Genomic DNA, 23,865 nt, shown 5'->3' with positions numbered 1-23,865 from the left:
CGTCACCTCTCGTCAGCCGCCGACGAGACGTCGGCCCTCGAACGCCCGGCCGAGCGTCACCTCGTCCGCGTACTCCAAGTCTCCCCCGACCGGCAGCCCGGACGCGAGGCGGGTCACGCGCAGGCCCATGGGGCCGAGCATGCGCGCGAGGTACGTGGCCGTGGCCTCGCCCTCGACGTTCGGGTCGGTCGCGAGGATCACCTCGGTCACCTGGCCGTCGGCGAGGCGCGCCATGAGCTCGGCGATCCGCAGGTCGCCCGGACCGACGTTCTCGATCGGGTTGATGGCGCCGCCGAGCACGTGGTACCGACCGCGGAACTCGCGCGTGCGCTCGATCGCGACCACGTCCTTGGGCTCCTCGACGACGCAGATCACCTCGGGCGACCGGCGCGGGTCCGCGCAGATGCGGCACTGCTCGGACTCCGCGACGTTCCCGCACGTCTCGCAGAAGCGCACGCGCGCCTTCACCTCGGTGAGCGCGTCGGCGAGCCGGCGCACGTCGACCGCGTCGGCCGCGAGCAGGTGGAACGCGATGCGCTGCGCGCTCTTGGGCCCGACGCCGGGAAGCCGGCCGAGCTCGTCGATCAGGTCCTGGACAGCGCCTTCGTACACGCCCCCAGCCTACGGGGCGCGGCCCACACGACCGGCCTGCCCGGTCGAGGCAGGACGGCCGGGTCGGTCAGGACGCGACGATCTCGACCTCGAACCCGTCGACGTCCTCGAGATAGGCGGCGTAGTGGTCGTCTCCGCCGGCGAACGGGTGGCGGTCGCCGAACAGCAACGACCACCCGTGGTCGCCGGCCCGCAGGACCAGCTCGTCCACGTCAGCGCGCGAGCCGCCGCGGAAGGCGAGGTGGTTCAGGCCCGGCCGCAGCCGGTCGTGCTCCCCGGACGCGAGCACCGGGCTCTGCTCGACGACGACGTACGTCCCGCCGAGTCGCCAGGACCGGCCGTGCTCCCATCGCTGGTGCAGCGCGTACCCGAGCTCGGGGAGCAGCCAGCCCCAGGAGCGCTCCGCCCGGGCGAGGTCCGGCACCCAGAGCTCGACGTGGTGGAGGCCGCCCCGGCTCACGGTCAGACGCCCTGGTCCTGGATCTCCTCGATGATCTTGCCGTCGAGCAGGCTCACGACGAGCGCCGTCCCGACCAGACCGGTCGAGACGATGTCGGGGTCGTCCGCGGAGGGCAGGTCGTCCATCGGATCGACCGTCGACGGCGCGTCCCGCCGAGCCGACGCCTCGGCAGGTCGGGAGACGCGGGCCGTCGTGGCCGCCGCGATCGCCGCGCGCGCGGCAGAGACCCCGCGCAGCGGCTGCGCCGGGGAGGCCGGCGCAGGGCTCACGGGCGAGACCGGTGCCGGGGCGGCCGGAGCCTGCGCAGCGGGCACCACGCGCGTCTCCGGGGCATTGTCGAGAACAGGCTCCGGCTCGGGCCCGTCGTCGAGGTCGGCCGGAGGCTCGGCGGGCGCCCCCGCGAGCCACGCCTCGTCCGCCGTGTCGATCCGAGGTTCGGGCGACGGCGACGGCGACGGCGACGAGGCTCCGGCGAGCCAGGCCTCGTCCGCGGCGTCGACCACCGGACGGTGGTCCGCGTCGCCGCCGGCGACGCCCGTCTCGACCGGTCGCTCCTGCAACGCGACGGCGCCGCGCGGTGCGGACGCGCCCGTCGCGAGCGCGGTCGGGGAGGTGGCCGTGCCGGACGCCACGGTCCCGCCCGGCGCGCCGACCGTCGCGAGGGGCACGGACGCACCGCCCCCTCCGGAGCCGGGCTCCGGACCGGTCCCGCCGAGGCCGGGCGCTGCCGGGCCCTGGCCGGGGCCCGCGGGGGCGGGGGCCGCAGGGCCCTGTGCCGAGGGGCGCCCGGCACCGGCCGCCCCGCCCTCGTCGAGCCGCGCCTCGACGCGCACCTGGAGCCCGAGGGTCTGGTAGACGACGTCCTGCACCGCGTGGATGTGCCGCGAGGAGGAGAAGGTGCGTGCGAGGCCCGGCGACGGGAAGGCGAGGAAGAGGACGCCCTGCGCGAGCTCCGCGACCTGCGCGTTCGGGCCGACCAGCGACCACGTGACGGGGTTCGCCCGCAGGTTCTCCAGCACCTCGGGCCAGCGCCGCCGGAGCTCCTCGGTCGTGAACGCCGGGCTCGCGGCACCGGACGGGGCGCTCGCCGTCGGCTGCGCCGGACGGCCTGCTGCCAGCCCTGCGGGGGCCGCCTCGGCACGCGCGGGCGGCGCCGCCTCCTCGCGCGTCGGCGACACGGCGTCGTCGCGCGTCGCTGCATCGGCGTCCGCGTGGTCCTGCTCCGCCGGACCGGTCGGCTCGACCGGGCCGGTCCGACGCGCGGTACCGGTCTGCTCGACCGGCGGCACCGCCTGCGCCGGTCCGCCGCCGGTCTCCGCGGTCGACGACGACGTGGGCACGGCGGGCGGCGCGGCATCCGTGCGCGCGGGCTCGGTCGTGCCCGACGGAACGACGCCCTCGTTCGGTACGGACGGGGTGTCCGGTGCCGACGGGGCGCCGGGCGCCGAGCCCCGCTCGTCCTCGACGGTCCCTGCCGGGACGGCCGCGGCGGCGCGGGGCTCGGCCGGCTCGGGTGCAGGCCGCGCGTCGGTCGGCGCGGCGGCACCGGCCGACGGCTGCACAGCGGGGGCGGACGGGGTGGTCCGGGTGGGGCGGAGGGCCGCGCGCACGGCGGCGGCACCGGTGAGGCCGGACGCCGGTGCGGTCGCGACGGGGGCCTGGCCGCCGCCGTCGGGCACGGCGGCTCCGGCGCCGGCAGGCGTCCCCGCCCCCGGCGAGACGGCCGCCGGCACGGCGGCGACGGCGCCCAGGCCGCCACGCTCGAGCCGGTCGAGGCGCGCCGCGAACCCGGCTGCGCCGTCGTCGGCCCCGGGAAGGAGCAGCCTCGCCATGAGGAGCTCCAGGTGGAGTCGCGGCGAGGTGGCGCCCGTCATCTCCGTGAGCGCCGCGTTGACGAGGTCGGCCGCGCGCGAGAGCTCGGCGACGCCGAGGTTCTGCGCCTGGGCGCGCATGCGCGCGAGCTGGTCGGCGGGCTGGTCGCGCAGCACGGCCTGCGCCTCGTCGCCGGAGACGGCGATGACGATGAGGTCGCGCAGGCGTTCGAGGACGTCCTCGACGAAGCGCCGGGGCTCGTGCCCGGTCGCGATGACGTGGTCCACGACGCGGAAGATGCTCGCGCCGTCGCGCGCGGCGAGGGCGTCCACGACGTCGTCGAGGAGCGTCGCGTGCGTGAAGCCCAGGAGCGCGACGGCGCGCTCGTACTCCACGGCGCCGTCCTGGGCGCCCGCGATGAGCTGGTCCATGACGGACAGCGAGTCGCGGACGGAGCCGCCCCCGGCGCGCGTGACGAGCGGGACGACGCCGCCGCCGATCGTCACGCCCTCCGCGGCGCACAGCTCCTCGAGGTAGGGCCCGAGCACGTCCGGCGGGACGAGGCGGAAGGGGTAGTGGTGCGTGCGCGAGCGGATGGTGCCGATGACCTTGTCCGGCTCCGTCGTCGCGAAGACGAACTTCACGTGCTCGGGCGGCTCCTCGACGAGCTTGAGCAGGGCGTTGAAGCCCTGCGGCGTCACCATGTGCGCCTCGTCGAGGATGAAGATCTTGTACCGGTCGCGCGCCGGGGCGAACGCGGCGCGCTCGCGCAGCTCGCGGGCGTCGTCGACGCCGTTGTGCGACGCCGCGTCGATCTCGACGACGTCGAGGCTGCCCGGGCCGCCGCGCGCGAGCTCGACGCACGACGGGCACTCGCCGCAGGGCGCGTCGAGCGGGTCGTCCGGGGTGTTCCGCGCGCAGTTGAGCGTGCGCGCGAGGATGCGCGCGCTCGTCGTCTTGCCGCAGCCGCGCGGGCCGGAGAAGAGGTAGGCGTGGTTCACCCGGCCGCTGCGCAGCGCCTGCATGAGCGGCGCGGTCACGTGGTCCTGACCGATCACCTCGGCGAAGGTCTCGGGCCGGTAGCGGCGGTACAGGGCGGTGCTCACCCCCGTCACTCTAGACGCCGCGTCCCACAGGCACGAGGCCGCTCCGCCGTCGTCGACGCCGAGCGCCACGAGATCGACCCGTACGTCCGAGATCGACCCTCGGGAGGTCGATCTGGGGACGCACGGGCCGATCTCGCGGGGCGGGTCAGCGGTGGAGCGCCTTGCGGGCGAGCCAGTTGCCGAGGAGCTGCGCGACCTGGACGATCGCGATGATGACGAGGACCGTCACGACCACGACGCCCCAGTTGTAGCGCTGGTAGCCGTAGACGATCGCGAAGTTGCCGAGCCCGCCGCCGCCGATGATCCCCGCGATCGCGGACATGTCCAGCACGGCGATGAAGAGGAACGTGTACCCGAGGATGAGCGGCGCGAGCGCCTCGGGGACGAGCACGGTCGTGATGATGCGCCACGACGACGCGCCCATCGCGCGCGCCGCCTCGATGACGCCCGGGTCGATGCCCACGAGGTTCTGCTCGACGATGCGGCTCGTGCCGAACGCCGTCATGACGGACAGCGGGAAGATGAACGCCTCGGTGCCGAGCGTCGTCCCGACCACCTGGAGCGTCACCGGCCCGAGCAGCGTGACGAAGATGATGAACGGGATGGGCCGCACGATGTTGACGAGCACGTTGAGCACGCCGAACACCCAGCGGTTGTCGAGCAGGTTGCCCCGCCGCGTCACGTAGAGCGCGATGCCGAGGGCGAGGCCCGCCAGCCCGCCCGTGAGCAGCGCGACGGACACCATCTGGAGCGTCTGCCCGAAGGACTCCCAGAGGATCGGCCAGAGCTGGGACCAGTCGCGGTTCATCAGCGGCCTCCGAGGTTGCCGTGGCGGAAGAGGGTCTCGCGGCCGGTCCCGTACGGGTCGCCCGGGTCGCCGCCGGCGTCCTCGGGGGCGTCCCCGCCGCCCGGGTCGGCGTCGAGCCGCGCGACGCGCGGGTCGTCGAGCGGCCGGTCCGCGGTCCCCAGGTCCACGACGTCGGCCCGCTCGGCCAGCGCGACGAGGAACGGCGCGATCCGGTCCTCCGGCGCGTCGAGCTCGACGGTGAGCGATCCGAACGGGCGCTCCCCGACCTCGGAGATGCCGCCGTAGACGACGGACCCGTCGACGTCGTGCTCGCGCAGGAGGCGGAACAGGTCGGTCCCCGTGCTCGCGCCCTCCCGCACGCCGACCGTCACGAGCCGCCCGGGGTGCCGCTCGCGCAGCCGCGCGAGCGTCTCGCGCGACGGCCGGTCGTGGAGCGCGGTGCCGACGAACCGCTGCGCGGCGTCGGCGCTCGGCGCGGAGAAGACGTCGTACACGTCACCCGTCTCGACGACCCGCCCGTGCTCCATCACGGCGACGCGGTGGCACGTCGAGCGCACGACCTCCATCTCGTGCGTGATGACGACGATGGTGATGCCGAGCTCGGCGTTGACGCGCCGCAGGAGCGCGAGCACCTCGCGCGTCGTCTCGGGGTCGAGCGCGGAGGTCGCCTCGTCGGCGAGGAGGATCGTCGGCTGCGCGGCGAGCGCGCGCGCGATGCCGACGCGCTGCTTCTGCCCGCCCGAGAGCTGGCGCGGGTACGCCTTCGCCTTGTCGGCGAGGCCGACGAACGCGAGCAGCTCCGCGACGCGCGCGGCCCGCTTCTCGCGCGGCCAGCCGGCCACCTTGAGCGGGTAGGCCACGTTCCCGGCGACCGTCCGCGACGACAGCAGGTTGAACTGCTGGAACACCATGCCGATGCGCGAGCGCACCTCGCGTACGCGGCGCTCGGGCAGCCCGGTGATCACCTGGCCGTCGACGACGACCTCGCCGCTCGTCACGGTCTCGAGCGCGTTGACGAGCCGCACGAGCGTCGACTTGCCGGCGCCCGAGTAGCCGATGACGCCGAAGATCTCACCGCGGCGGATGCGCAGCGAGACGTCGTCGACGGCGTGCACGGCGCCGTCGCCCTCGCCGAACGTCTTGCTCACGTGGCGCAGCTCGATCGCGGGCTGCTCGTCACCGCCCTCGTCGCGGGGGACGTCGGTCACGTCGGGTTCCTCTCGTCGGAGGCCGGGCCTCCGGGCCGGGGCCGCCCGGGTCGCCTGGGATCACCAGGTGCGTCGTCGGGGCCGCCTGTCGGGGTGTGCCGCTCGCCTGCCATCGTCCTCCCCCGGGCACGACGGCGCGCGAGGGCGGGCGCGACGCGCGCGCCCGCCCTCGCGGGGACGTCAGGAGTTGCGGATGTCGTCCTCGATGCCCGCGAGGATCTCCTGGAGCTCGGTGGGCGTGTTCTCCTTGATGACGGCGGTGCCGCCCGACGCCTTCTTCTCCGCCTCGACGACCTCCGGCGAGTGCGAGATCTCGGCGAGCTTGAGCAGCGTCTCGTCGTCCTTGTCCTCGGCCCGCGCGACCCACACGTTGATGTAGGGCTTGGCGGCGTCGGAGTCGGGGTCGTCCTGGAAGAGCGCGTCCTCGGGCTTGAGGCCCGCGTCCTCGACGAAGTCGTTGTTGATGATCGACGCGTCGACCGACTGGAGCTGGATCGGGGTCTGCGCGGCGTCGACGGGCGTGACCGTCACCTTGGAGCTGGGCAGCACGTCGGCCTCGGTGGAGATGGAGCTCCCGCCGTCCTCGAGCTCGACCAGGCCGGCCTCCTGGAGCACGAGGAGCGCACGGGCGAGGTTGGTCGGGTCGTTCGGCACGGCGACCTGGCCGCCGTCGGGGATCTCCTCGAGCGACGTGTGCTTCGACGAGTACAGGCCGAGCGGGTAGACGGCGGTCGCGCCGATCGGCTGGAGGTCGTCGCCCGCGTCCACGTTGTACCCCGCGAGGAACTGGAGGTGCTGGAACTGGTTGACGTCGAGCTCGCCCTGGGACAGCGCCGGGTTCGCCTGCGTGTAGTCCTGGAGGTCGACGAGCTCGATCTCGATGCCCTCGGCCTCGGCCTGCTCCTGGAACACCGCCCACTTGTCGTCGGACGCGCCGACGACGCCGACGCGGATCGGGTCCGCGGCGTCGCCGCTCGCGGCGCCGCCCGCGGTGTCGTCGCCACCGCCGCAGGCGGTGAGGGTGAGGGCGGCCGTGGCGGCGATCGCGGTCCAGGTCAGACGCTTGCGGGTGGTCGAGAACGACATGGGGGTTCCTTCCGGTGGCGGCGACGACGGTCACGGGTGGCGACCGGCGCGGCCGGTGGTGCAGGGACGGCCCTGCGAGGCGGTGGGGTTCGGGGTGCTTCCGGCGGGCCATCAGCCACGCGGCGAGCGGGGGCGTCGTCGTCAGGACGACGCGGCGGGTGCGGCGCAGGTCTCCCTGCGGGTCACGACGGCGTCAGCAGCCGCACATTCGCCCGGTGCGCACGCCACGACAGCACGACGTGCCGGCGCAGGACGCTGCGCGCGGGGTCGTGGTGACGACGTGGTTCCGGGTCATGCCGACATCATGAGCACGGTGGCACCCCGGACGCCAATCCCCGGGCCAGATTGTCCATGATGTGGACGGAGAAATGGTCGCATGCCGGGAATCCCCGGCCTCAGACCGGGACGAAGCGGGCACCTGGCCAGGTCATGAGGGCCGTGCGACGACCGAACGGGGAGATCTGCGCCACACCGCCGCTCACGTCCGGGCCAGGGCGGCGAACTCGGGCGCTCCGTCCGCGGGAGGGTCCACGCGCATCGGCGGCATCACCCGCGCGACCAGCCAGACCGGCAGGATCGCGACGCACAGCACCGGGATGAGCCGCACGTCGCCCACGGTCACGGCCGCCATGAAGAGCGCGAGCCACCCGTCCCGGCTCACGACGAGCACGGCCCCGAGGACGGCCGCCGACACCGCGACCGCCGCGGGCACGGCCGGGACGAGCGACGATGCCGCGAGCCCGACCGCCACGCCGACGAACACCGTCGGGAAGATCCGACCGCCCCGGAAGCCGGCGCCCGCGGCGACGACGAGGGCGACGAGCTTGACGAGGGCGAGGACGAGGATCGCCGACCAGGCGAGCGTGTCGGCCTCCTCGGACAGCTCCTTCATCTGCGCCAGCCCCTTGAAGAGCGTGAGCGGCCCTCCGAGGACCCCGAGGAGCCCGAGCAGGAGACCGGCGGCACCGAGGGCGAGGACGGGGTGCCGCAGCGCGTGGAACGCGCGGTGGACCCACGGGAGGGCGAGGACGGCCAGGAGCGCGAGCAGTGCGGCGACGAGGGCCACGACCGCGGCGCTCAGCGCGTCGCCGACGTGCAGCCCGGGATGGTCGGGGAGGTCGATCGCGAACGTCGGCGCGTCGAACGCGAGCATCGTCACGGCCCCGGCCCCGGCGGCCACGAGCGGGGCGAAGAGCCGGTCGAACAGCGGTCCCGGTGCGTCGCCCCGCTCGGCGAGCGTCTCCGTCAGGACGAGCGCGGCCGCGACCGGCGTCGCGAACATCGCCCCGATCGTCGCGGCCATCGCCAGGCCCACGGCACCCTGCACCGGCACGCCCAGCCGGGGGCGGCACAGGAGCCAGGCCGTGAGGGCGACGTTGATCGCGATGATCGGGTTCTCCGGCCCCAGGCTGACGCCGCCCGCGAGGCCGAGGACGAGCGTGAGGGCGAGGCCGGGCAGGGCACGCAGCGGGAGCGGAGCGGTCACGAGGTCCGTCGTCGCGGGGTCGACCCCCGCGTGCCCCGGTGCCCACCGGATCGTCGCGCCGACCAGCAGGCCCGTGACGGTGAGCACGACGACCGTCCACCAGGTCTCCGTCGTCGCGAGGCCCCACGCCGCGGGCAGCCGGTCCCACACGAGGTCCTGGATCCACGTGGCGAGCGCCGAGAGCGCGAGAAGGGTCAGGGCGCAGAGCACGCCGACCAGGAGCGCCGGGACGACCAGGCGCACCAGGCGCCCCGTCGACGACGGAGGCTGCGGTTCCCCGGTCACACGGGCAGAGAACCACGCCGGGACCGAGGCTGCACCTCGACCGCTCGGGTCCGCCGCGGCCCCGGGACGCGAAGGACCCCTCGCACACCCACCAGAGCTCACCTACCCTTGCTGCCTTCCGGCCCTGGGGGAGTTCGGCGAGATGATGCCGCACGAGGGGTCTGCGCCCACCCTAGCCCAGGTCGGCGCCCCACCCGAAACCCGGTCGGGCGCGGGGGCGATTCGGCCCGGACGCCGCGGTCCGGTATCCTCGTTGCGCTGCCGTCGGTGCGCCGTGTGCGCGTCGGCCGTCGCACCAGGAGGATTCGCCTAGTGGCCTATGGCGCACGCTTGGAAAGCGTGTTGGGTTAACAGCCCTCGGGGGTTCGAATCCCCCATCCTCCGCAGACCGAAGGGCCCGCCGCACTCGCGGCGGGCCCTTCGTCGTCGTCCGTCGCACCATGTCCGGCCGCCTGGACCGAAAAGGCCCGTCGCACGAGTGCGACGGGCCTCTCGACGTCCCGACGGTCCGACGCGCCGGGACGTGGCGCCGGCGGTGCCGCCGACGGCTACCCCCAGCCTACGGGTGTCTGGCCCGGAACGGCAGGGGTCTCTCGTCCCCAGTGCCCGTGATCTCCACGACGCACGTCGTGCGGGGAGCCGCGGCCACGGGTCAGACGACGTGGCACGGGCGCCCTCCGAGGGTCACGAGCTGCGGGCCGGCGCCCGGCGCGCCCGACGCGACGAAGCCGAACGTCGCGGTCGCGCCCGGTCGCACGCGCGCGTTCCACGACAGGCTGTGCGCGGTGAGGGCGGCGCCGTCGCGGCCCGCCTGCGCGCCCCACACGTCGGTGAGCCGCTGGTCCCCGTCGGGCGTCCAGCGCAGCTCCCAGCCGTCGAGCGGCGACGCGCCGGTGTTGCGGAGCTCGACCTGGGCGATGAAGCCGCTGCCCTTCTTGCCCTGCCACGTCCCGTGGACGGTGTACGCGACCTCGCAGGTCGGGCGCTCGACGGCGGGAGAGGCGAGCGCGAGGAGCTCCGCGGCCTGCTCGACGAACCACTGCCCCGCCGCCGGGTCCTCGATGCCGCGTGCGGGGTCGAGCGGGCCGCCGGTGCCGCGGTAGCACTTGCCGTCGGACTCGCCGGGCACCTTGATCCACAGGTACGCGTCGACGAACGGGTCCGCGGTGTCCGTCGTCGGTCGCTCGCCGAGCCCGCGGTCGGGCGGGTTGCACCACACCTCGGGGTCGGCGTAGACGCCGGACGGGGCGGTCCACGGCCCCTGGCCGTTGCGGCTCGTGTCGACGACGACGTGCTTCTGCGCCGCCGGGTCGCGCGCGACGCCCGTGTCCGCGTAGGCCTGGGCGTACGCGGCGTCGGTGAGACCCCAGGTCTCGACGTCGTCGGGGTTCGCCGGGTAGTACTGGCTCGCGCACCACGCGGGCTCCCACCAGCTGTTCACCGACAGGTTGACGCAGTCGCTGATCCACGTCCCGTACTTCACGAGGCGCTCGGTCTCGACGTAGTTCGACGCGTTGACGAACACGCCGTCGGCGCGCTCGACGCCCGCCTTGACGAGTCGGTCGGTGATGTCGCCGACCCCGAGCCACCCGCTGTGCGTCCCGTCGAGGTACACGGAGGTGGCGGGGAGCGCCGTGAGCGCGTCGACGGCGTGGTTGAGCTGGACGAACCGGTCCGCCGCGGCGGTCTCCGGGTCGAGCTCGGCAGGCCGGCACCACTCGGGGTTGCCGTTGATGTCGGTGTACCAGGGGATGATCCCGAGCCCGTCCGGCTCGAGGATCACGATCGCCGGGTCGTCGCCGATCCCCTCGGCGAGGGCGTCCACCCACGCCGTGTAGGCGGCCGTGTCCGCGGCGCCGCCCGCGGAGTACTGCGCGCAGTCGCGGAACGGCAGGTTGTAGACGACGACGGTGGGCACCGCGCCGTCCGTCGCGGCCGCCTGCACGACGGACGCGACGTCGTCGCGCACCTCGTCGGGCGTGCCGCCCGTGAACCACGAGGCCGACGGGAAGGACCCGAGGAGCTGGGCGTCGGCGCGGGCCTGGCCCGTGAGCGCGGCGGCGGCCTGGAGGGTCGTGGAGAACGGGTCCACGTAGAGGCGGGTCCCCGGCCCGACGACGTCGTCCGCCGCGGGGGCGGCCGTCGCCCGGGGTGCGGCAGGGGTCGGGACGGGGGCGGCGCCGGCGCTCCCGGCGGCGGCGAGCAGCGGGCTCGCGAGCGCGAGAGCGGCGACGGCGGACAGGACGGCACGACGTCTCATGCGGATCTCCTTCGATCGACACGGGGGTGCGGAAACGACGTATGGAAGCGCTCCCATCGCGTCGTGAACTCCACTCAACCCGGCGCCGTCGTCGGCGTCAAGGGCCAGGTCGCGACAGAGCGCTCCCTCGCGGGTGGACACTCGTTGAACGGGTGTTTAGTCTATTGAACGTGCGTTCAGACCAGCCCTCGCCGACCGGCCGCGGCCGCCCCGCGCCGTCGGGCACCGACGACCTCACGACCCGCGCCCGCATCCGGGACGCCGCCGTCTCGCGCTTCGCGCGCGACGGGTTCGGCGCGCCGCTGCGCACCATCGCCGCCGACGCGGGCGTGAGCGCCGCGCTCGTCGTGCACCACTTCGGCTCCAAGGACGGGCTGCGCCGCGCGTGCGACGACTACGTGTTCGACGCGGTGCGCGCCGCCAAGACCGACGCCATCTCGCCGCAGGACCCCGCGGCGGGCCCGATGGGACTGTTCGCGCAGCTCGCCGGGATCGAGGACTACGCGCCCGTGTTCGAGTACACGCTGCGCAGCCTCCAGGCGGGCGGGGACCTCGCGCGGTCGTTCGTCGAGCACCTCACGCAGGTCACGCTCGAGTACATGGAGTCGGGCGTCGCCGCGGGCGTCATCCGCCCGAGCCGCGACGAGGCGGCCCGCGCGCGCTACCTCGTCTCCGTCTCGCTCGGGTCCCTGCTCGTCGACGGCGCGCTGCGCGAGCGGGCCGAGCCGCGCGACCCCGAGGCGGACCTGCGCGAGTACGTCGAGCGCGTGATGCTCCCCGCGCTCGAGGTCTTCACCGAAGGACTCTTCGTCGAGACGACCCTGCTCGACGCCTACCTGCAGCACACCACCCACCAGGAGGAGACGCGATGACGAGCACGACCCCCGCCGTCGAGGTGCACGACCTGCGCAAGGCCTTCGGCCACGTGCAGGCGCTCGACGGCCTCGACCTCACCGTCCGCGCGGGCGAGGTCGCCGGGTTCCTCGGACCGAACGGCGCGGGCAAGTCGACCACCATCCGCGTGCTGCTCGGGCTGCTGCGGCCCGACTCCGGCAGCGCGCGGCTGCTCGGCGGAGACCCCTGGCACGACGCCGTCGACCTCCACAAGCGCCTCGCCTACGTGCCGGGCGACGTGAGCCTGTGGCCCAACCTCACCGGCGGCGAGGCGATCGACCTGCTCACCCGGCTGCGCGGGAGCGTCGACCCGCAGCGCAAGAAGCTGCTGCTCGAGCGCTTCGAGCTGGACCCGTCGAAGAAGGCGCGCACGTACTCCAAGGGGAACCGGCAGAAGGTGGCGCTCGTCGCGGCGTTCGCGTCCGACGTCGAGCTGCTCGTCCTCGACGAGCCGACGTCGGGCCTCGACCCCCTCATGGAGTCCGTGTTCACGCAGTGCGTGCGCGAGGTGACCGCCGAGGGCCGGTCCGTCCTGCTCTCGAGCCACATCCTGGCCGAGGTCGAGAAGCTCTGCGACACCGTGACGATCATCCGCGCGGGCCGCACGGTGCAGTCCGGCACGCTCGCCGAGCTGCGGCACCTCACGCGATCCTCGGTCACGGCCGTGACCGAGCGCGACCCGTCGGCGCTCGACACCCTCGACGGCGTGCACGACCTCGTCGTGGAGCCCGGCGCGGACGGCGCGCGGGCGCGGTTCGACGTCGACAACGACCACGTCCAGGCCGTCCTGCGCACGCTCACCGACCTCGGCCTGCGCTCCGTGACGGTCAACCCGCCCTCGCTCGAGGAGCTGTTCCTGCGCCACTACGGCGACGAGCTCGCCGTGCTCGACGGGGCGGGCGCGCTGTGAGCGCCCCCGGGACCGCGCGCACCGCGGCACCGACGCGCGGACGGCGCGCCACCGCCGTCGCCCCCGAGCCCCACCGGCGGGGCCGCGCGGCCACCGGCTGGACCACGCTGCTGCGCTTCGTCCTGCGGCGCGACCGCGTCCGCATCCCCGTGTGGACCGCGTCGATCGCGCTCCTGTTCGGGTACGCGGCCGTCGCGCTGGACACGCTCTACCCCACCGCGGCCGACCGCCAGGCGCGCGCGGCGCTCGTGTCCAGCCCCGCGGGGATCATGCTATCCGGTCCCCAGTACGGGATCGAGGACTACACGCTCGGCGCGATGATCGCGAACGAGATGGCGCTCACCGTCATGGTCGCCGTCGCGATCATGAGCATCTCCCTCGTCGTGCGGCACACGCGCGCCGAGGAGGAGACCGGCCGGGCGGAGCTCGTCCGGGCCGGGGTCGTCGGGCGCCACGCCCCCGCGACCGCCGCGTTCGTCGCCGCGCTCGTCGCGAACGCCGCCATCGCGCTCGCGACGGGGGCCGTCCTCGTCGCGACCGGGCTCGAGGCCGTCGACTCGTTCGCGCTCGGCGCCGCGGTGGGCGTCACGGGGCTCGTGTTCGCCGCCGTCGCGGTCGTGACGAGCCAGGTGACCGAGCACGCGCGCGCCGCGAGCGGTCTCGCGCTCGCCGTGCTCGGCGTCGCGTTCCTGCTGCGCGCGGTCGGCGACGTCCAGCAGGAGCACGGGAGCTGGGTCTCGTGGCTCTCCCCCATCGGCTGGGCGCAGCAGATCCGCGCGTTCGTCGACCTGCGCTGGTGGCCGCTCGGCCTGTCGGCCGTCCTCGTGGTGCTGCTCCTCGCCCTGGGCGCGGCGCTCGCCGCGCGGCGCGACCTCGGCGCGGGCCTCGTCCCGCCGCGTCCGGGCCGGCCCGACGCCGCCGGGTGGCTCGCGAGCCCGCTCGCGCTCGCCTGGCGCCAGCAGCGCGCGTCCGTGCTCGCGTGGGGCGTCGGGGTCGGTGTCACCGCGCTCGCGTGCGGGACGTTCGTCGACTCGGTGGGCGACATGGTCGCCGACAACCCCGAGATCGCGCAGATGCTCGGCGACGCCTCCGACCTCGTGGGCGGGTTCGTCGCCGTCATGGCGCTGTTCCTCGGGCTCGGGGCGGGCGGGTTCGCCGTCGCGTCGGCCCAGCGGGCCCGCGGCGAGGAGACGGCGGGACGCCTCGAGCCCGTGCTCGCGACCGGGGTCGGGCGCGTCCGGTGGCTCGGGGCCCAGCTCGTCGTGACCCTGGTCGGGACGTCGGTGCTGCTCCTCGTGAGCGCCGTCGGGCTGTGGCTCGGTGCGCTGAGCGTCGGCGAGGACGCGTTCGGGCTCGGCGACTACCTCGCCGCGTCGTTCGCCTACCTCCCGGCGATCGCGGTCGTCACGGGCGTCGCCGTCGCCGCGTTCGGCTGGCGGCCGGGCCTCGCGTCGCTCGCGTGGGCGCTCCTCGCGTACTCGTTCGTCGTGACGATGTTCGGCGCCCTGCTCGACCTGCCGTCGTGGGCCAGCGGCGTCTCCCCGTTCTGGCACGTCCCCCAGCTCCCCGGGGCGGACGTCGAGCCGTGGCCGTTCGTCTGGCTCACGCTCCTCGCCGTCGCGCTCGTCGCGCTGGGCCTCGCGGGCTTCCGCCGCCGCGACGTCCCCCGCCCGTGACGCCGAGGTAGAGGCCTGGTAGCGCGAGGTAGAGGCCTGGTCGGCCCGTGCCCTGACCACGCCTCTACCTCGGCGGACCAGGGCTCTACCTCGCGTCGCCGTGGGGGCCTCCGGATAGGCTCGGTCCACTGTGCCCGACCACGGAGGTGACGGTCATGTCCACGCCCGACCAGAGCGACGCGACGCGCTCGGCCAGGGCCACCCTGCACGAGTGGGTCGCCGCGATCCCCACCCAGGAGCCGAGCCCGGCGCCGGACGGCGGCTCCGGCGTCCCCGACCCGCGCACGTGGGTCGCGGCGCTCGCGCTCGAGGGGACGTGGCTCGGCCTCTACCAGGACGCGTACGCGCTCACGGAGGCCGAGTGGGAGGACCTGCTCGGCGACCTCTCCCGGTACGCGGACGTGCGGCCGCCCGCGAGCGCCGTCGTCTTCCGCGACGTGGACCTCGACGAGGACCCGTTCCGCGACGACGAGCGCCCGCTCGTGGACGCCGTCCTGCGGGTCGCGCTCGAGGAGGGTGTCGACAACCTCACGCTCGCCGCGGTCGCGCGCCGCTGCGACCGCAGCGAGTCCACGCTGCTGGCGATGTTCGGCGACGCGGAGACGCTGGTCGACGACGTCGCGCTCGAGGTGCTGCAGTCCGGGTTCGACGACCTGTCCCCGCTGCGCCTCGACCCGTCGCGCGCGGCGGTGGCCGCGTCCGTCGCGGCGCTGGACGACTCGCGCAAGGCCGCGGCGCTCCTGCGCCTGTACGCGCTCGGCGGCGTCGCGCGCGACGACGTCCCGGAGGGGCAGCACGAGGTGCACGCGCTCGTGCTGCGCGCGTGGCGCGAGGAGGGCGCGCCGTCGTCGCTCGTGCTCGCCGCGCTCGCGTGCGACGGCTGGCGCGCGGGCGAGCTGCAGCGGGCGCTGCTGTTCCCGCCCGCGCTGCCGGGCGCCGTCGTGCGCGAGCTGGCGCGCCTCGTCGACGACGCGGCGGGTCACTCCTCGAACCGGTAGCCGATGCCGGGGCTCGTGATGAGGTGGCGCGGGGCCGCCGGGTCGTCCTCGATCTTGCGGCGGAGCTGCGCGAGGTAGACCCGCAGGTAGTGGGTGTCGCGCGTCGCGGTCGGCCCCCACACCTCGCGCAGGAGGTGCTCGCGCTCCACGACCCGCCCGCGCTGCGCGACGAGGATCTCGAGCAGGGCCCACTCGGTGGGGCTCAGCCGCACCTCGACGCCGCCGCGCAGGAGGCGGCGGCGGGCGAGGTCGATGTGCAGGTCGCCCGCCTCGACGACGGCGGACCCGTCCCGGGCGGTGCCCGTCGACCGCCGCACGGCGGCCCGCAGCCGCGCCATGAGCTCGGGCATCGCGAACGGCTTGGTGACGTAGTCGTCGGCGCCGGCGTCGAGCGCGTCGACCTTGTCGTCGCCGAGGTGGCGGGCGGAGAGCACGACGATCGGCACGGTGCTCCACGCGCGCACCGCGCGGATGACGTCGAAGCCGCTGAGGTCGGGCAGACCGAGGTCGAGGAGGATGACGTCGGGCGTGTCCGTCGCGACGAGGTCGATGCCCGCCCCGCCCGACGTGGCGGTGCTCACCCGCCAGCCGTGCGTGCGCAGCGTGATGGCGATGGCGCGCAGCAGGCCGGGGTCGTCGTCGACGACGAGGACGTGGTGGGTCGCCGGGTCGTCGCTCACGCGCTCTCCTCCCGCTCGGGGCGTGCCGCGTCGCGCGGCGCGACGGGGACGGTCAGGACCATGGTGAGGCCTCCGCCCGGGGTGTCCTCGGGGACGAGGGTCGCCCCGACGGCGCGGGAGAACCCGCGCGCGACGGCGAGCCCGAGCCCGACGCCGTGGCCGGCAGCGTCACCGAGCCGCTGGAAGGACTCGAACATCCGTTCCTTGGCCTCGTCGGGCACCCCGGGCCCGAGGTCGACGACCCGCACCTCGACGATCCCGCCCGAGGCGGACGCCCGGACGCGGACGGGCTCGCCCGGGGGCGCGAACCGCACCGCGTTGGCGACGACGTTCGCGACGACGCGCTCGAGCAGGCCGGGGTCGGTGCGCACCAGCGGCAGGTCCTCGGGCACGTCGAGCACGACGCGCGGGCCGTGCGGCTCGACCGCGACCGGCACGATCTCCTCGAGCGAGACGTCGCGCAGGACCGGGGCGACGGAGCCCGTCTGCAGGCGCGAGAGGTCGAGCAGGTTGTCGATGAGCTGTTCGAGCCGCCCGGTCTCGGACGCCGCGGTCTCGACGAGCGCCGTCCGGTCCTGCGGCTCCAGGACCGCCTCGGGCGAGCGCAGCCCGTCGACCGCGGCGCGGATCGCGGCGAGCGGGGTGCGCAGGTCGTGCGAGACGGCGGCGAGCAGCGCCGTGCGGGTCGCGTCCGCCTCGGCCAGGACGGCGGCTCGAGCCGCCTCCTCGCGCAGCCGGCGGTACTCCAGCACGATGCCCGCCTGCGCGCCGAACGCCTCGAGCACCTGGCGGTCGCCCGCGGGCAGCGGACGGCCGTCGAGCACGAGCCGGAGGTCGTCGTCGACGCTCACCACGGTCCGGGTCTCGTCATCGCCCCCGGGGCGTCGTCGGGACCCGCTCCCGGCCGGCCCCCCGGTGTCGGCGGCGCGGTCTGCGACCGCGATGGTCGACCACTCGCGCCCGCGCCCGTCCGCGCGCGACCGCTCCTCGATCGCGACCCGCCGGAGCTGGAAGGTCTGGGCCAGCCGACCGACGACGGCCTCGGCCGTGTCCTCCCCGGACAGGACCGAGCGGGACAGCGCGGCGAGGGTCGACGCCTCCGCCCGCGCCCGGTAGGCCTGCACCGTGCGCCGGGCCGAGAGGTCGACGACCGACGCGACCGCGGCCGCGACGAGCACGAACACGAGCAGGGCGAGCAGGTTCTCCGGGTCGGCCACGGTGAGCAGCCCCGTGGGCGGCGTGAAGAACCAGTTGAGGCACAGGAACGAGACGACGGCGCAGGCCAGCGCGGGCCACATGCCGCCGACGAGCGCGACGCCGACCGACAGCGCCAGGAAGAGCATGACCTGCGTCGACAGCCCGACCGCTCCCCGGGCGGCGTCGAGCAGGCCCGTGAGTCCCGCCGGGCCGGCGACGGCGAGCACGAACCCCGCGACGCGCCGCCGGGCGGACAACGGGCTCCAGCCGCGCCGCGCGACCCGTCCCGACCGGGCCCGCTCGTGCGTCACGAGGTGCACGTCGAGCGAGCCCGAGAGCCGGGCGATCTCCGCGCTCGTGGACCCGAGGAACGCCTCGCGCCACCGCGAGCGCCGCGAGACGCCGACGACCACCATCGTCGCGTTCGCGCCGTGCGCGAAGTCGACGACGGCCGACGCGACGTCCTCCCCCACGACGGTGTGGAACGTCCCGCCGAGGGACTCGACGAGGGCGCGGTCGGCGGCGATCGCCGCGGGCGAGGCCGTGGGCAGCCCGTCGGTCGCGAGCACGTGCACGGCGAGGAGCTCGGACCCCGCCGCGCGCTCGGCGATGCGGGCGCCGCGGCGCAGCAGCGTCGCGCTCTCGGGGCCGCCGGTCACGGCCACGACGACGCGCTCGCGCGCCGGCCACGTCCCGGAGATCGCGTGGTCGGCGCGGTACCGCGTGAGGGCGTCGTCGACGCGGTCCGCGAGCCACAGGAGCGCGAGCTCGCGCAGCGCCGTGAGGTTGCCCTCGCGGAAGTACGAGGACAGCGACGCGTCGATCTGCTCGGCCCGGTACACGTTCCCGTGCGCGAGCCGCCGCCGCAGCGCCTGGGGCGAGAGGTCGACGAGCTGGATCTGGTCGGCCTCGCGCACCACGTGGTCGGGGACGGTCTCGCGCTGCCGCACCCCCGTGATCGCCTCGACGTCCTCCGTGAGCGACTCCAGGTGCTGCACGTTCACCGTCGTCACGACGTCGATCCCGGCCGCCAGCAGGTCGTGCACGTCCTGCCACCGCTTGGCGTGGCGCGAGCCCGGCGCGTTCGTGTGGGCGAGCTCGTCGACGAGCGCGACGTCCGGGTCGCGTGCGACGACGGCGTCGACGTCGAGCTCGGTGAGCTCGACGCCCCGGTGCCCGACGGCGCGGCGCGGGACCACCTCGAGGTCGCCGATCTTCGCCGCCGTGGCCGGGCGCCCGTGCGTCTCGACGAGGCCCACCACGACGTCGGTCCCGCGGGACCGGCGACGGTGCGCCTCGTCGAGCATCGCGAACGTCTTGCCGACGCCCGGCGCGGCGCCGAGGTAGACCGTCAGCCTCCCCCGGCGCCGCCCGTCAGGCGTGTCGGCACTCATGTGCGCAGTCCATCACGTCGCACGTCAGGGCGCGTCCGAGCCGGCGGGCGCGAGTTCCTCGAGGGCGAGGTTGAGCGCGAGCACGTTCACGCGCGGGTCGCCCAGCACGCCGGCCACGCGCCCGGCCGCGGCGTCGTCGACGAGCGCGCGCACCGCCGCCGGGTCGAGCCCGCGCGCGGCCGCGACGCGGTCGACCTGCTGGTACGCGTACGCGGGCGACACGTGCGGGTCGAGGCCCGAGGCCGACGCCGTCAGGGCGTCCGGCGGGACCGTCGCCGGGTCGACGCCGTCCTCCGCGGCGACGGCCGCCCGGCGCGCCTCGATCGCGGCGACGAGCTCGGGGTTGTTCGGCCCCAGGTTCGACCCCGCGGACGCGAGGGTGTCGTAGCCGTCCCCGGCCGCCGACGGGCGGCCGTGGAACCACTCGGGCGCGGTCCCCGGCTCGCCGAACGCCTGGCCGACGAGGACGGACCCGACGACCGGGGCGCCGTCCGCCCCGGCGTCGTCGACCGACGAGGCCCGGGTGCCGTCGGCGCGGACGAGCGAGCCGTCGGCCTGCCACCCGAAGGCGGCCTGGCCGACGCCCGTCACCGCGAGCGGGTAGAGCCCGCCGAGCAGGAGCGTCATGAGGAGCAGGACGCGCAGCCCCGCCCACGACTGCCGGACGAAGGAGACGGCGCCGCCGGCGGTCGACGGGCGGCCTCCGGACGGGACCTGCGAGGAGCTGGGCACGGGAGTTCCTTTCGGCACCGGGATCAGAAGCCCGGGAGGAGGGAGACGAGGAGGTCGACGAGCTTGATCCCGACGAACGGCGCCACGAGGCCGCCGAGCCCGTAGATCAGCAGGTTGCGCCGGAGCAGCGCCGACGCGGACGCCGGGCGGTAACGCACCCCGCGCAGCGCGAGCGGGACGAGGACCACGATGATCAGGGCGTTGAAGATCACCGCGGAGAGGATCGCGGACTGCGGGCTGGACAGGTGCATGACGTTGAGCACCTCGAGCGCGGGGAACACGCCCAGGAACATCGCGGGCAGGATCGCGAAGTACTTCGCGACGTCGTTCGCGACGGAGAACGTGGTGAGCGCGCCGCGCGTGATGAGGAGCTGCTTGCCGATCTCGACGATCTCCAGGAGCTTCGTCGGGTTCGAGTCGAGGTCGACCATGTTGCCCGCCTCCTTGGCGGCGGTCGTCCCCGTGTTCATCGCGACGCCGACGTCGGACTGGGCCAGCGCGGGCGCGTCGTTCGTGCCGTCGCCGGCCATCGCGACGAGGCGACCGCCCTCCTGCTCGCGCCGGATGAGGGCGAGCTTGTCCTCCGGCGTCGCCTCGGCGAGGACGTCGTCCACGCCCGCCTCGGCGGCGATGGCCCGCGCCGTGATCGCGTTGTCGCCCGTCACCATGACGCTCCGGATGCCCATCGCGCGGAGCTGGTCGAACCGCTCGCGCAGCCCGTCCTTGACGACGTCCTTGAGCCGGACGACGCCGAGCACGCGCGCCGGACCGTCCGCCACCTGCTCGGCCACCACGAGCGGCGTCCCGCCCTGCCCGCTCACCGTCTCCACGTGGGCCGCGAGCTCGTCCGTCTCCGGACCCGTCACGCTCCCGCCCGTCGAGTGCACCCACCGCTGCACCGCCGAGCCGGCGCCCTTGCGCACGCGCCGCACGCCGCCGTCGGGCGAGGGCAGGTCCACGCCCGACATCCGGGTCTGGGCCGTGAACGGGATGAACTCCGCGCCCGCGGTCTCCCGGACCAGGTCCGCCGCGGGACGCCCGTCCATCGACGTCACGAGGTCGACGATGCTGCGCCCCTCCGGGGTCTCGTCGGACAGCGAGGCCAGGCGCGCCGCGTCGGCGAGCTCCGCCGCGCTCACGTGGCCCACCGGCAGCACCTCGGTCGCGAACCGGTTGCCGTGCGTGATCGTGCCGGTCTTGTCGAGCAGCAGCACGTCGACGTCGCCCGCCGCCTCGACCGCGCGGCCCGACATCGCGAGCACGTTGCGCCGGACCAGGCGGTCCATGCCCGCGATGCCGATCGCGGACAGCAGCGCGCCGATCGTCGTCGGGATGAGGCACACGAGGAGCGCGACCAGCACCACGAGCGACTGCCGTGCCCCCGAGTACACCGCGAACGGCTGGAGCGTCGCGACGGCGAGGACGAACACGATCGTCAGCGAGGTGAGCAGCACGTTGAGCGCGATCTCGTTCGGGGTGCGCTGACGCTCGCTGCCCTCGACGAGCGCGATCATCCGGTCGACGAACGTCTGGCCGGCCGGTGCCGTGATCCGCACGACGATGCGGTCGGACAGCACGACCGTCCCGCCCGTGACCGCCGAGCGGTCCCCGCCCGACTCGCGGATCACCGGCGCGGACTCCCCCGTGATGGCCGACTCGTCGACCGACGCGACGCCCTCGATCACGTCGCCGTCGCCCGGGATCGTCTCCCCCGCGACGACCACGACGACGTCACCCACCCGCAGGCTGGACGACGGCACGTCGACCGTCGGCAGCAGGTGCAGGCTGGACCCCGCCGTGAGCGTGTCGGTCGGCGCGTCCACACGGCGCGCCGTGGTGCTGCGCTGCGTCGCGCGCAGGCTCGACGCCTGCGCCTTGCCGCGCGACTCCGCGACCGACTCGGCGAGCGTCGCGAACAGGACCGTCGCCCACAGCCACACCGCGACGAGGACCGAGAACAGGTCCGGGTCCAGCGCCGCGAGGACCGTCGTCGCGACGGCACCGATCTCCACGACGAACAGGACCGGCGACCGGTACAGCACGCGCGGGTCGAGCTTGCGCACCGCGGCCGGCAGCGCCGCGCCCACCTGCGCGAGGGACAGCGCCCGCGGCGCGCGACGCCCGCCGCGGTGGTCGTCGTGGTGCGCGCCGCCGTCGGGCGCCTCCGCGGGGGACGCCGGGGTGCCGGGCAGCTGAGGGACGGAAGCGAGCGGGGTGCTCATGACAGGGACTCCACGACAGGACCGAGGGACAGGACGGGGACGAAGGTGAGGCCGACGACCACCAGCGCGACCGTGCCGAGCAGGCCGACGAACAGCGGCTGGTGGGTCGGCAGCGTGCCGGCCGACGGCGGCACCGAGCGCTGCGAGGCGAGGCGCCCCGCGAGGGCGAGGACGAGCGCGATGGGGACGAATCGGCCGACGAGCATCGCGAGCCCGAGGAGCGTGTTGTAGTACGGCGTCCCGGCCGACAGCCCGGCGAACGCGGAGCCGTTGTTGTTCCCGGCCGACGCGAAGGCGTACAGCACCTCGGTGAGCCCGTGCGGGCCGCCCTCCTGCTGACCGGCGAGGCCGTCGGGCAGGACCACGGAGAGCGCCGTGCCGACGAGCACGACCGCCGGGGTCGTCAGGACGTAGAGCGCGACGAGCGTGATCTCCTGGCGGCCGATCTTCTTGCCCAGGTACTCGGGCGTGCGACCCACCATGAGGCCCGCGACGAACACCGCGACGACGGCGAGCACGAGCATCCCGTACAGCCCCGCGCCCACGCCGCCGGGGGCGATCTCGCCGAGGAGCATGTTGAAGAGGACGACGCCGCCCCCCGGTGCGGTGAGCGAGTCGTGCATCGCGTTGACCGCGCCCGTCGACGTGCCGGTCGTCGCGGTCGCGAACAGGGCGCTCGCGGCGAGGCCGAACCGGGTCTCCTTGCCCTCCAGCGCGGCACCGGCCGCCTGCGGCGCGGCACCCGGGCCGGCGAGCTCGGCCCAGGTGGTCAGCGCGAGCGCGACGGCGAACAGCCCGGCCATCGCGCCGAGGACGGCCCAGCCCTGACGGCGGTCGCCCACCATGAGGCCGAACGTGCGCGGGAGCGTGAACGGGATCAGCAGGATGAGGAAGATCTCGAAGACGTTGGTGAACGGGTTCGGGTTCTCCAGCGGGTGCGCCGAGTTCGCGTTGAAGAACCCGCCGCCGTTGGTCCCCAGCTCCTTGATGGCCTCCTGGGACGCGACCGGACCGCCGAGGACGTGCTGCGTGCCGCCGGCGAGCGTCTCGACCGCGGTGTGCGGGCTGAGGTTCTGGACGACGCCGTTCGCCACGAGCACGACCGCGGCGACGAACGCGATCGGCAGCAGGATCCGCACGACGGAGCGGGTGAGGTCGGTCCAGAAGTTGCCGACCCGCGCGTCGGTCCCCGAGCGGGCGAACCCCCGCACGAGCGCGATCGCGACCGACATCCCGACGGCGGCCGAGACGAAGTTCTGCACGGCGAGGCCGGCCATCTGCAGGAGGTGGCCCGCGGCCGCCTCGCCGGAGTACCACTGCCAGTTCGTGTTCGTCACGAACGAGACCGCGGTGTTCCACGCGCCCGCGGGGTCCAGCCCCGTGAACCCGAGGTTCATCGGCAGGTGGTCCTGGAGCCGGCCGAGCCCGTAGAGGAGCAGGACCGAGGCGAGCGAGAAGCCCAGCACGGAGAAGAGGTAGGTGCTCCACCGCTGCTCCGCGTCGGGGTCCACGCGCGCCAGCCGGTAGCCCGCGCGCTCCACCCGCAGGTGGCGCGACGAGGTGTACACGCGCGCCATGTACGCACCGAGCGGCGCGTGCACCGCCGCGAGCGCCGCGACGAGGAGCGCGACCTGACCGACGGCCGCCCACACGACCGCGGCGTCGACCGTCGTCGGCACGGCGCTCACCGGGCCCGGTCGCTGCGGAGCAGCGCGACGAAGAGGTAGCCCAGCACGGCGACGACGGCGCCGAGCGCGATCCAGTCGAGGATCATCACCGGGTGCCTCCCGAGGAGCCGTGACGACGCGCGACGAGCGCGACCGTCGCGAAGAACGCGACGGTGAGGAGGAGGAAGGCCAGGTCGGCCATGGTGGGAACGCCTTCTCGACGACGGTCGGCCGGCGCTCGTGGCGGGCGCCGTGCCGGCACCCGGAACCCGGGCGCACTGCCGTTCTACGCCCGGCCGGAGGGCTCCGGGCGGGGCTCTGACGGAACCTTGACGCCCTCTGCCGGAACCTTGACGGGGCGCCGCGCCGACG

Annotated in this window: 18 protein-coding genes, 1 tRNA gene and 1 other RNA gene; 5 read left to right on the top strand and 15 right to left on the bottom strand. The window is 75.0% G+C overall.

Features of this window, described 5'->3' with window-relative positions; translation table 11 throughout:
* Window positions 1-12 precede the first annotated feature (12 nt).
* The 8 genes from recR to ffs all read right to left on the bottom strand — a co-directional run bounded on the left by recR (window position 13) and on the right by ffs (window position 9,028).
* Window positions 13-612: a recombination mediator RecR gene (recR, locus tag ABRQ22_RS01690; RefSeq protein ID WP_253053985.1), complete on the bottom strand. Its 600-nt coding sequence runs from the start codon at window positions 610-612 to the stop codon at window positions 13-15.
* 67 nt (window positions 613-679) lie between these two features.
* A complete protein-coding gene (locus ABRQ22_RS01685) occupies window positions 680-1,072 on the bottom strand; it encodes a VOC family protein (RefSeq protein ID WP_353708353.1) in 393 nt (130 codons plus the stop codon).
* A gap of 2 nt (window positions 1,073-1,074) precedes the next feature.
* Window positions 1,075-3,990 (bottom strand): DNA polymerase III subunit gamma and tau, encoded by a 2,916-nt coding sequence (locus ABRQ22_RS01680; protein WP_353708352.1) that lies wholly within the window; start codon window positions 3,988-3,990, stop codon window positions 1,075-1,077.
* A 145-nt stretch (window positions 3,991-4,135) separates the two neighbouring features.
* Complete coding sequence (locus ABRQ22_RS01675; protein ID WP_253053991.1) at window positions 4,136-4,798, bottom strand: methionine ABC transporter permease; 663 nt, start codon at window positions 4,796-4,798, stop codon at window positions 4,136-4,138.
* On the bottom strand, window positions 4,798-5,961 hold the full coding sequence (locus ABRQ22_RS01670; RefSeq protein WP_353709484.1) for a methionine ABC transporter ATP-binding protein: 1,164 nt from the start codon (window positions 5,959-5,961) through the stop codon (window positions 4,798-4,800). The genes ABRQ22_RS01675 and ABRQ22_RS01670 overlap by 1 nt, the downstream gene beginning before the upstream one ends.
* A 225-nt stretch (window positions 5,962-6,186) precedes the next feature.
* Window positions 6,187-7,092, bottom strand: coding sequence for a MetQ/NlpA family ABC transporter substrate-binding protein (locus ABRQ22_RS01665; protein WP_353708351.1), 906 nt, complete (start codon window positions 7,090-7,092; stop codon window positions 6,187-6,189).
* Between the two features lie 478 nt (window positions 7,093-7,570).
* Window positions 7,571-8,863: an ion channel protein gene (locus ABRQ22_RS01660; protein ID WP_353708350.1), complete on the bottom strand. Its 1,293-nt coding sequence runs from the start codon at window positions 8,861-8,863 to the stop codon at window positions 7,571-7,573.
* A gap of 68 nt (window positions 8,864-8,931) precedes the next feature.
* An RNA gene (gene ffs, locus ABRQ22_RS01655) (signal recognition particle sRNA small type) lies at window positions 8,932-9,028 on the bottom strand.
* Window positions 9,029-9,161: 133 nt separating this feature from the next.
* Here ffs and ABRQ22_RS01650 point away from each other — a divergent pair.
* Window positions 9,162-9,247, top strand: a tRNA-Ser gene (locus ABRQ22_RS01650).
* A 268-nt stretch (window positions 9,248-9,515) separates the two neighbouring features.
* On the opposite strand, the gene ABRQ22_RS01645 is transcribed toward ABRQ22_RS01650, so the two are convergent.
* A complete protein-coding gene (locus ABRQ22_RS01645) occupies window positions 9,516-11,123 on the bottom strand; it encodes a glycoside hydrolase family 6 protein (RefSeq protein ID WP_353708349.1) in 1,608 nt (535 codons plus the stop codon).
* Between the two features lie 170 nt (window positions 11,124-11,293).
* Here ABRQ22_RS01645 and ABRQ22_RS01640 point away from each other — a divergent pair, with 170 nt between their 5' ends.
* From ABRQ22_RS01640 to ABRQ22_RS01625, 4 genes are all read left to right on the top strand, one after another.
* Window positions 11,294-11,995 (top strand): TetR family transcriptional regulator, encoded by a 702-nt coding sequence (locus ABRQ22_RS01640; protein WP_253053999.1) that lies wholly within the window; start codon window positions 11,294-11,296, stop codon window positions 11,993-11,995.
* A complete protein-coding gene (locus ABRQ22_RS01635) occupies window positions 11,992-12,927 on the top strand; it encodes an ABC transporter ATP-binding protein (RefSeq protein ID WP_353708348.1) in 936 nt (311 codons plus the stop codon). The genes ABRQ22_RS01640 and ABRQ22_RS01635 overlap by 4 nt, the downstream gene beginning before the upstream one ends.
* The gene (locus ABRQ22_RS01630; RefSeq protein WP_353708347.1) at window positions 12,924-14,603 is read left to right on the top strand and encodes a hypothetical protein; all 1,680 of its coding nucleotides are present in this window, start codon (window positions 12,924-12,926) and stop codon (window positions 14,601-14,603) included. Before ABRQ22_RS01635 ends, ABRQ22_RS01630 begins: the two co-directional genes overlap by 4 nt.
* A gap of 155 nt (window positions 14,604-14,758) precedes the next feature.
* Complete coding sequence (locus ABRQ22_RS01625; protein ID WP_353708346.1) at window positions 14,759-15,601, top strand: hypothetical protein; 843 nt, start codon at window positions 14,759-14,761, stop codon at window positions 15,599-15,601.
* Here the strand turns inward: ABRQ22_RS01625 and ABRQ22_RS01620 are convergent.
* From ABRQ22_RS01620 to ABRQ22_RS01595, 6 genes are all read right to left on the bottom strand, one after another.
* Window positions 15,583-16,281: a response regulator transcription factor gene (locus tag ABRQ22_RS01620; protein WP_353708345.1), complete on the bottom strand. Its 699-nt coding sequence runs from the start codon at window positions 16,279-16,281 to the stop codon at window positions 15,583-15,585. The genes ABRQ22_RS01625 and ABRQ22_RS01620 overlap by 19 nt on opposite strands.
* The gene (locus ABRQ22_RS01615) at window positions 16,278-18,872 is read right to left on the bottom strand and encodes a DUF4118 domain-containing protein (protein WP_353708344.1); all 2,595 of its coding nucleotides are present in this window, start codon (window positions 18,870-18,872) and stop codon (window positions 16,278-16,280) included. Before ABRQ22_RS01615 ends, ABRQ22_RS01620 begins: the two co-directional genes overlap by 4 nt.
* Before the next feature lie 24 nt (window positions 18,873-18,896).
* Window positions 18,897-19,517: a potassium-transporting ATPase subunit KdpC gene (gene kdpC, locus ABRQ22_RS01610; protein ID WP_353709483.1), complete on the bottom strand. Its 621-nt coding sequence runs from the start codon at window positions 19,515-19,517 to the stop codon at window positions 18,897-18,899.
* 110 nt (window positions 19,518-19,627) lie between these two features.
* Window positions 19,628-21,826 (bottom strand): potassium-transporting ATPase subunit KdpB, encoded by a 2,199-nt coding sequence (gene kdpB / locus ABRQ22_RS01605; RefSeq protein ID WP_353708343.1) that lies wholly within the window; start codon window positions 21,824-21,826, stop codon window positions 19,628-19,630.
* Window positions 21,823-23,505 (bottom strand): potassium-transporting ATPase subunit KdpA, encoded by a 1,683-nt coding sequence (gene kdpA / locus ABRQ22_RS01600; protein WP_353709482.1) that lies wholly within the window; start codon window positions 23,503-23,505, stop codon window positions 21,823-21,825. The genes kdpB and kdpA overlap by 4 nt, the downstream gene beginning before the upstream one ends.
* Window positions 23,506-23,510: 5 nt before the next feature.
* On the bottom strand, window positions 23,511-23,600 hold the full coding sequence (locus ABRQ22_RS01595) for a potassium-transporting ATPase subunit F (RefSeq protein ID WP_253054013.1): 90 nt from the start codon (window positions 23,598-23,600) through the stop codon (window positions 23,511-23,513).
* Window positions 23,601-23,865 lie beyond the last annotated feature (265 nt).

The sequence above is a fragment of the Cellulosimicrobium sp. ES-005 genome (assembly GCF_040448685.1).
Taxonomy (GTDB): Bacteria; Actinomycetota; Actinomycetes; order Actinomycetales; family Cellulomonadaceae; genus Cellulosimicrobium; species Cellulosimicrobium cellulans_G.
This window is presented reverse-complemented; position numbering and strand designations above follow the sequence as displayed.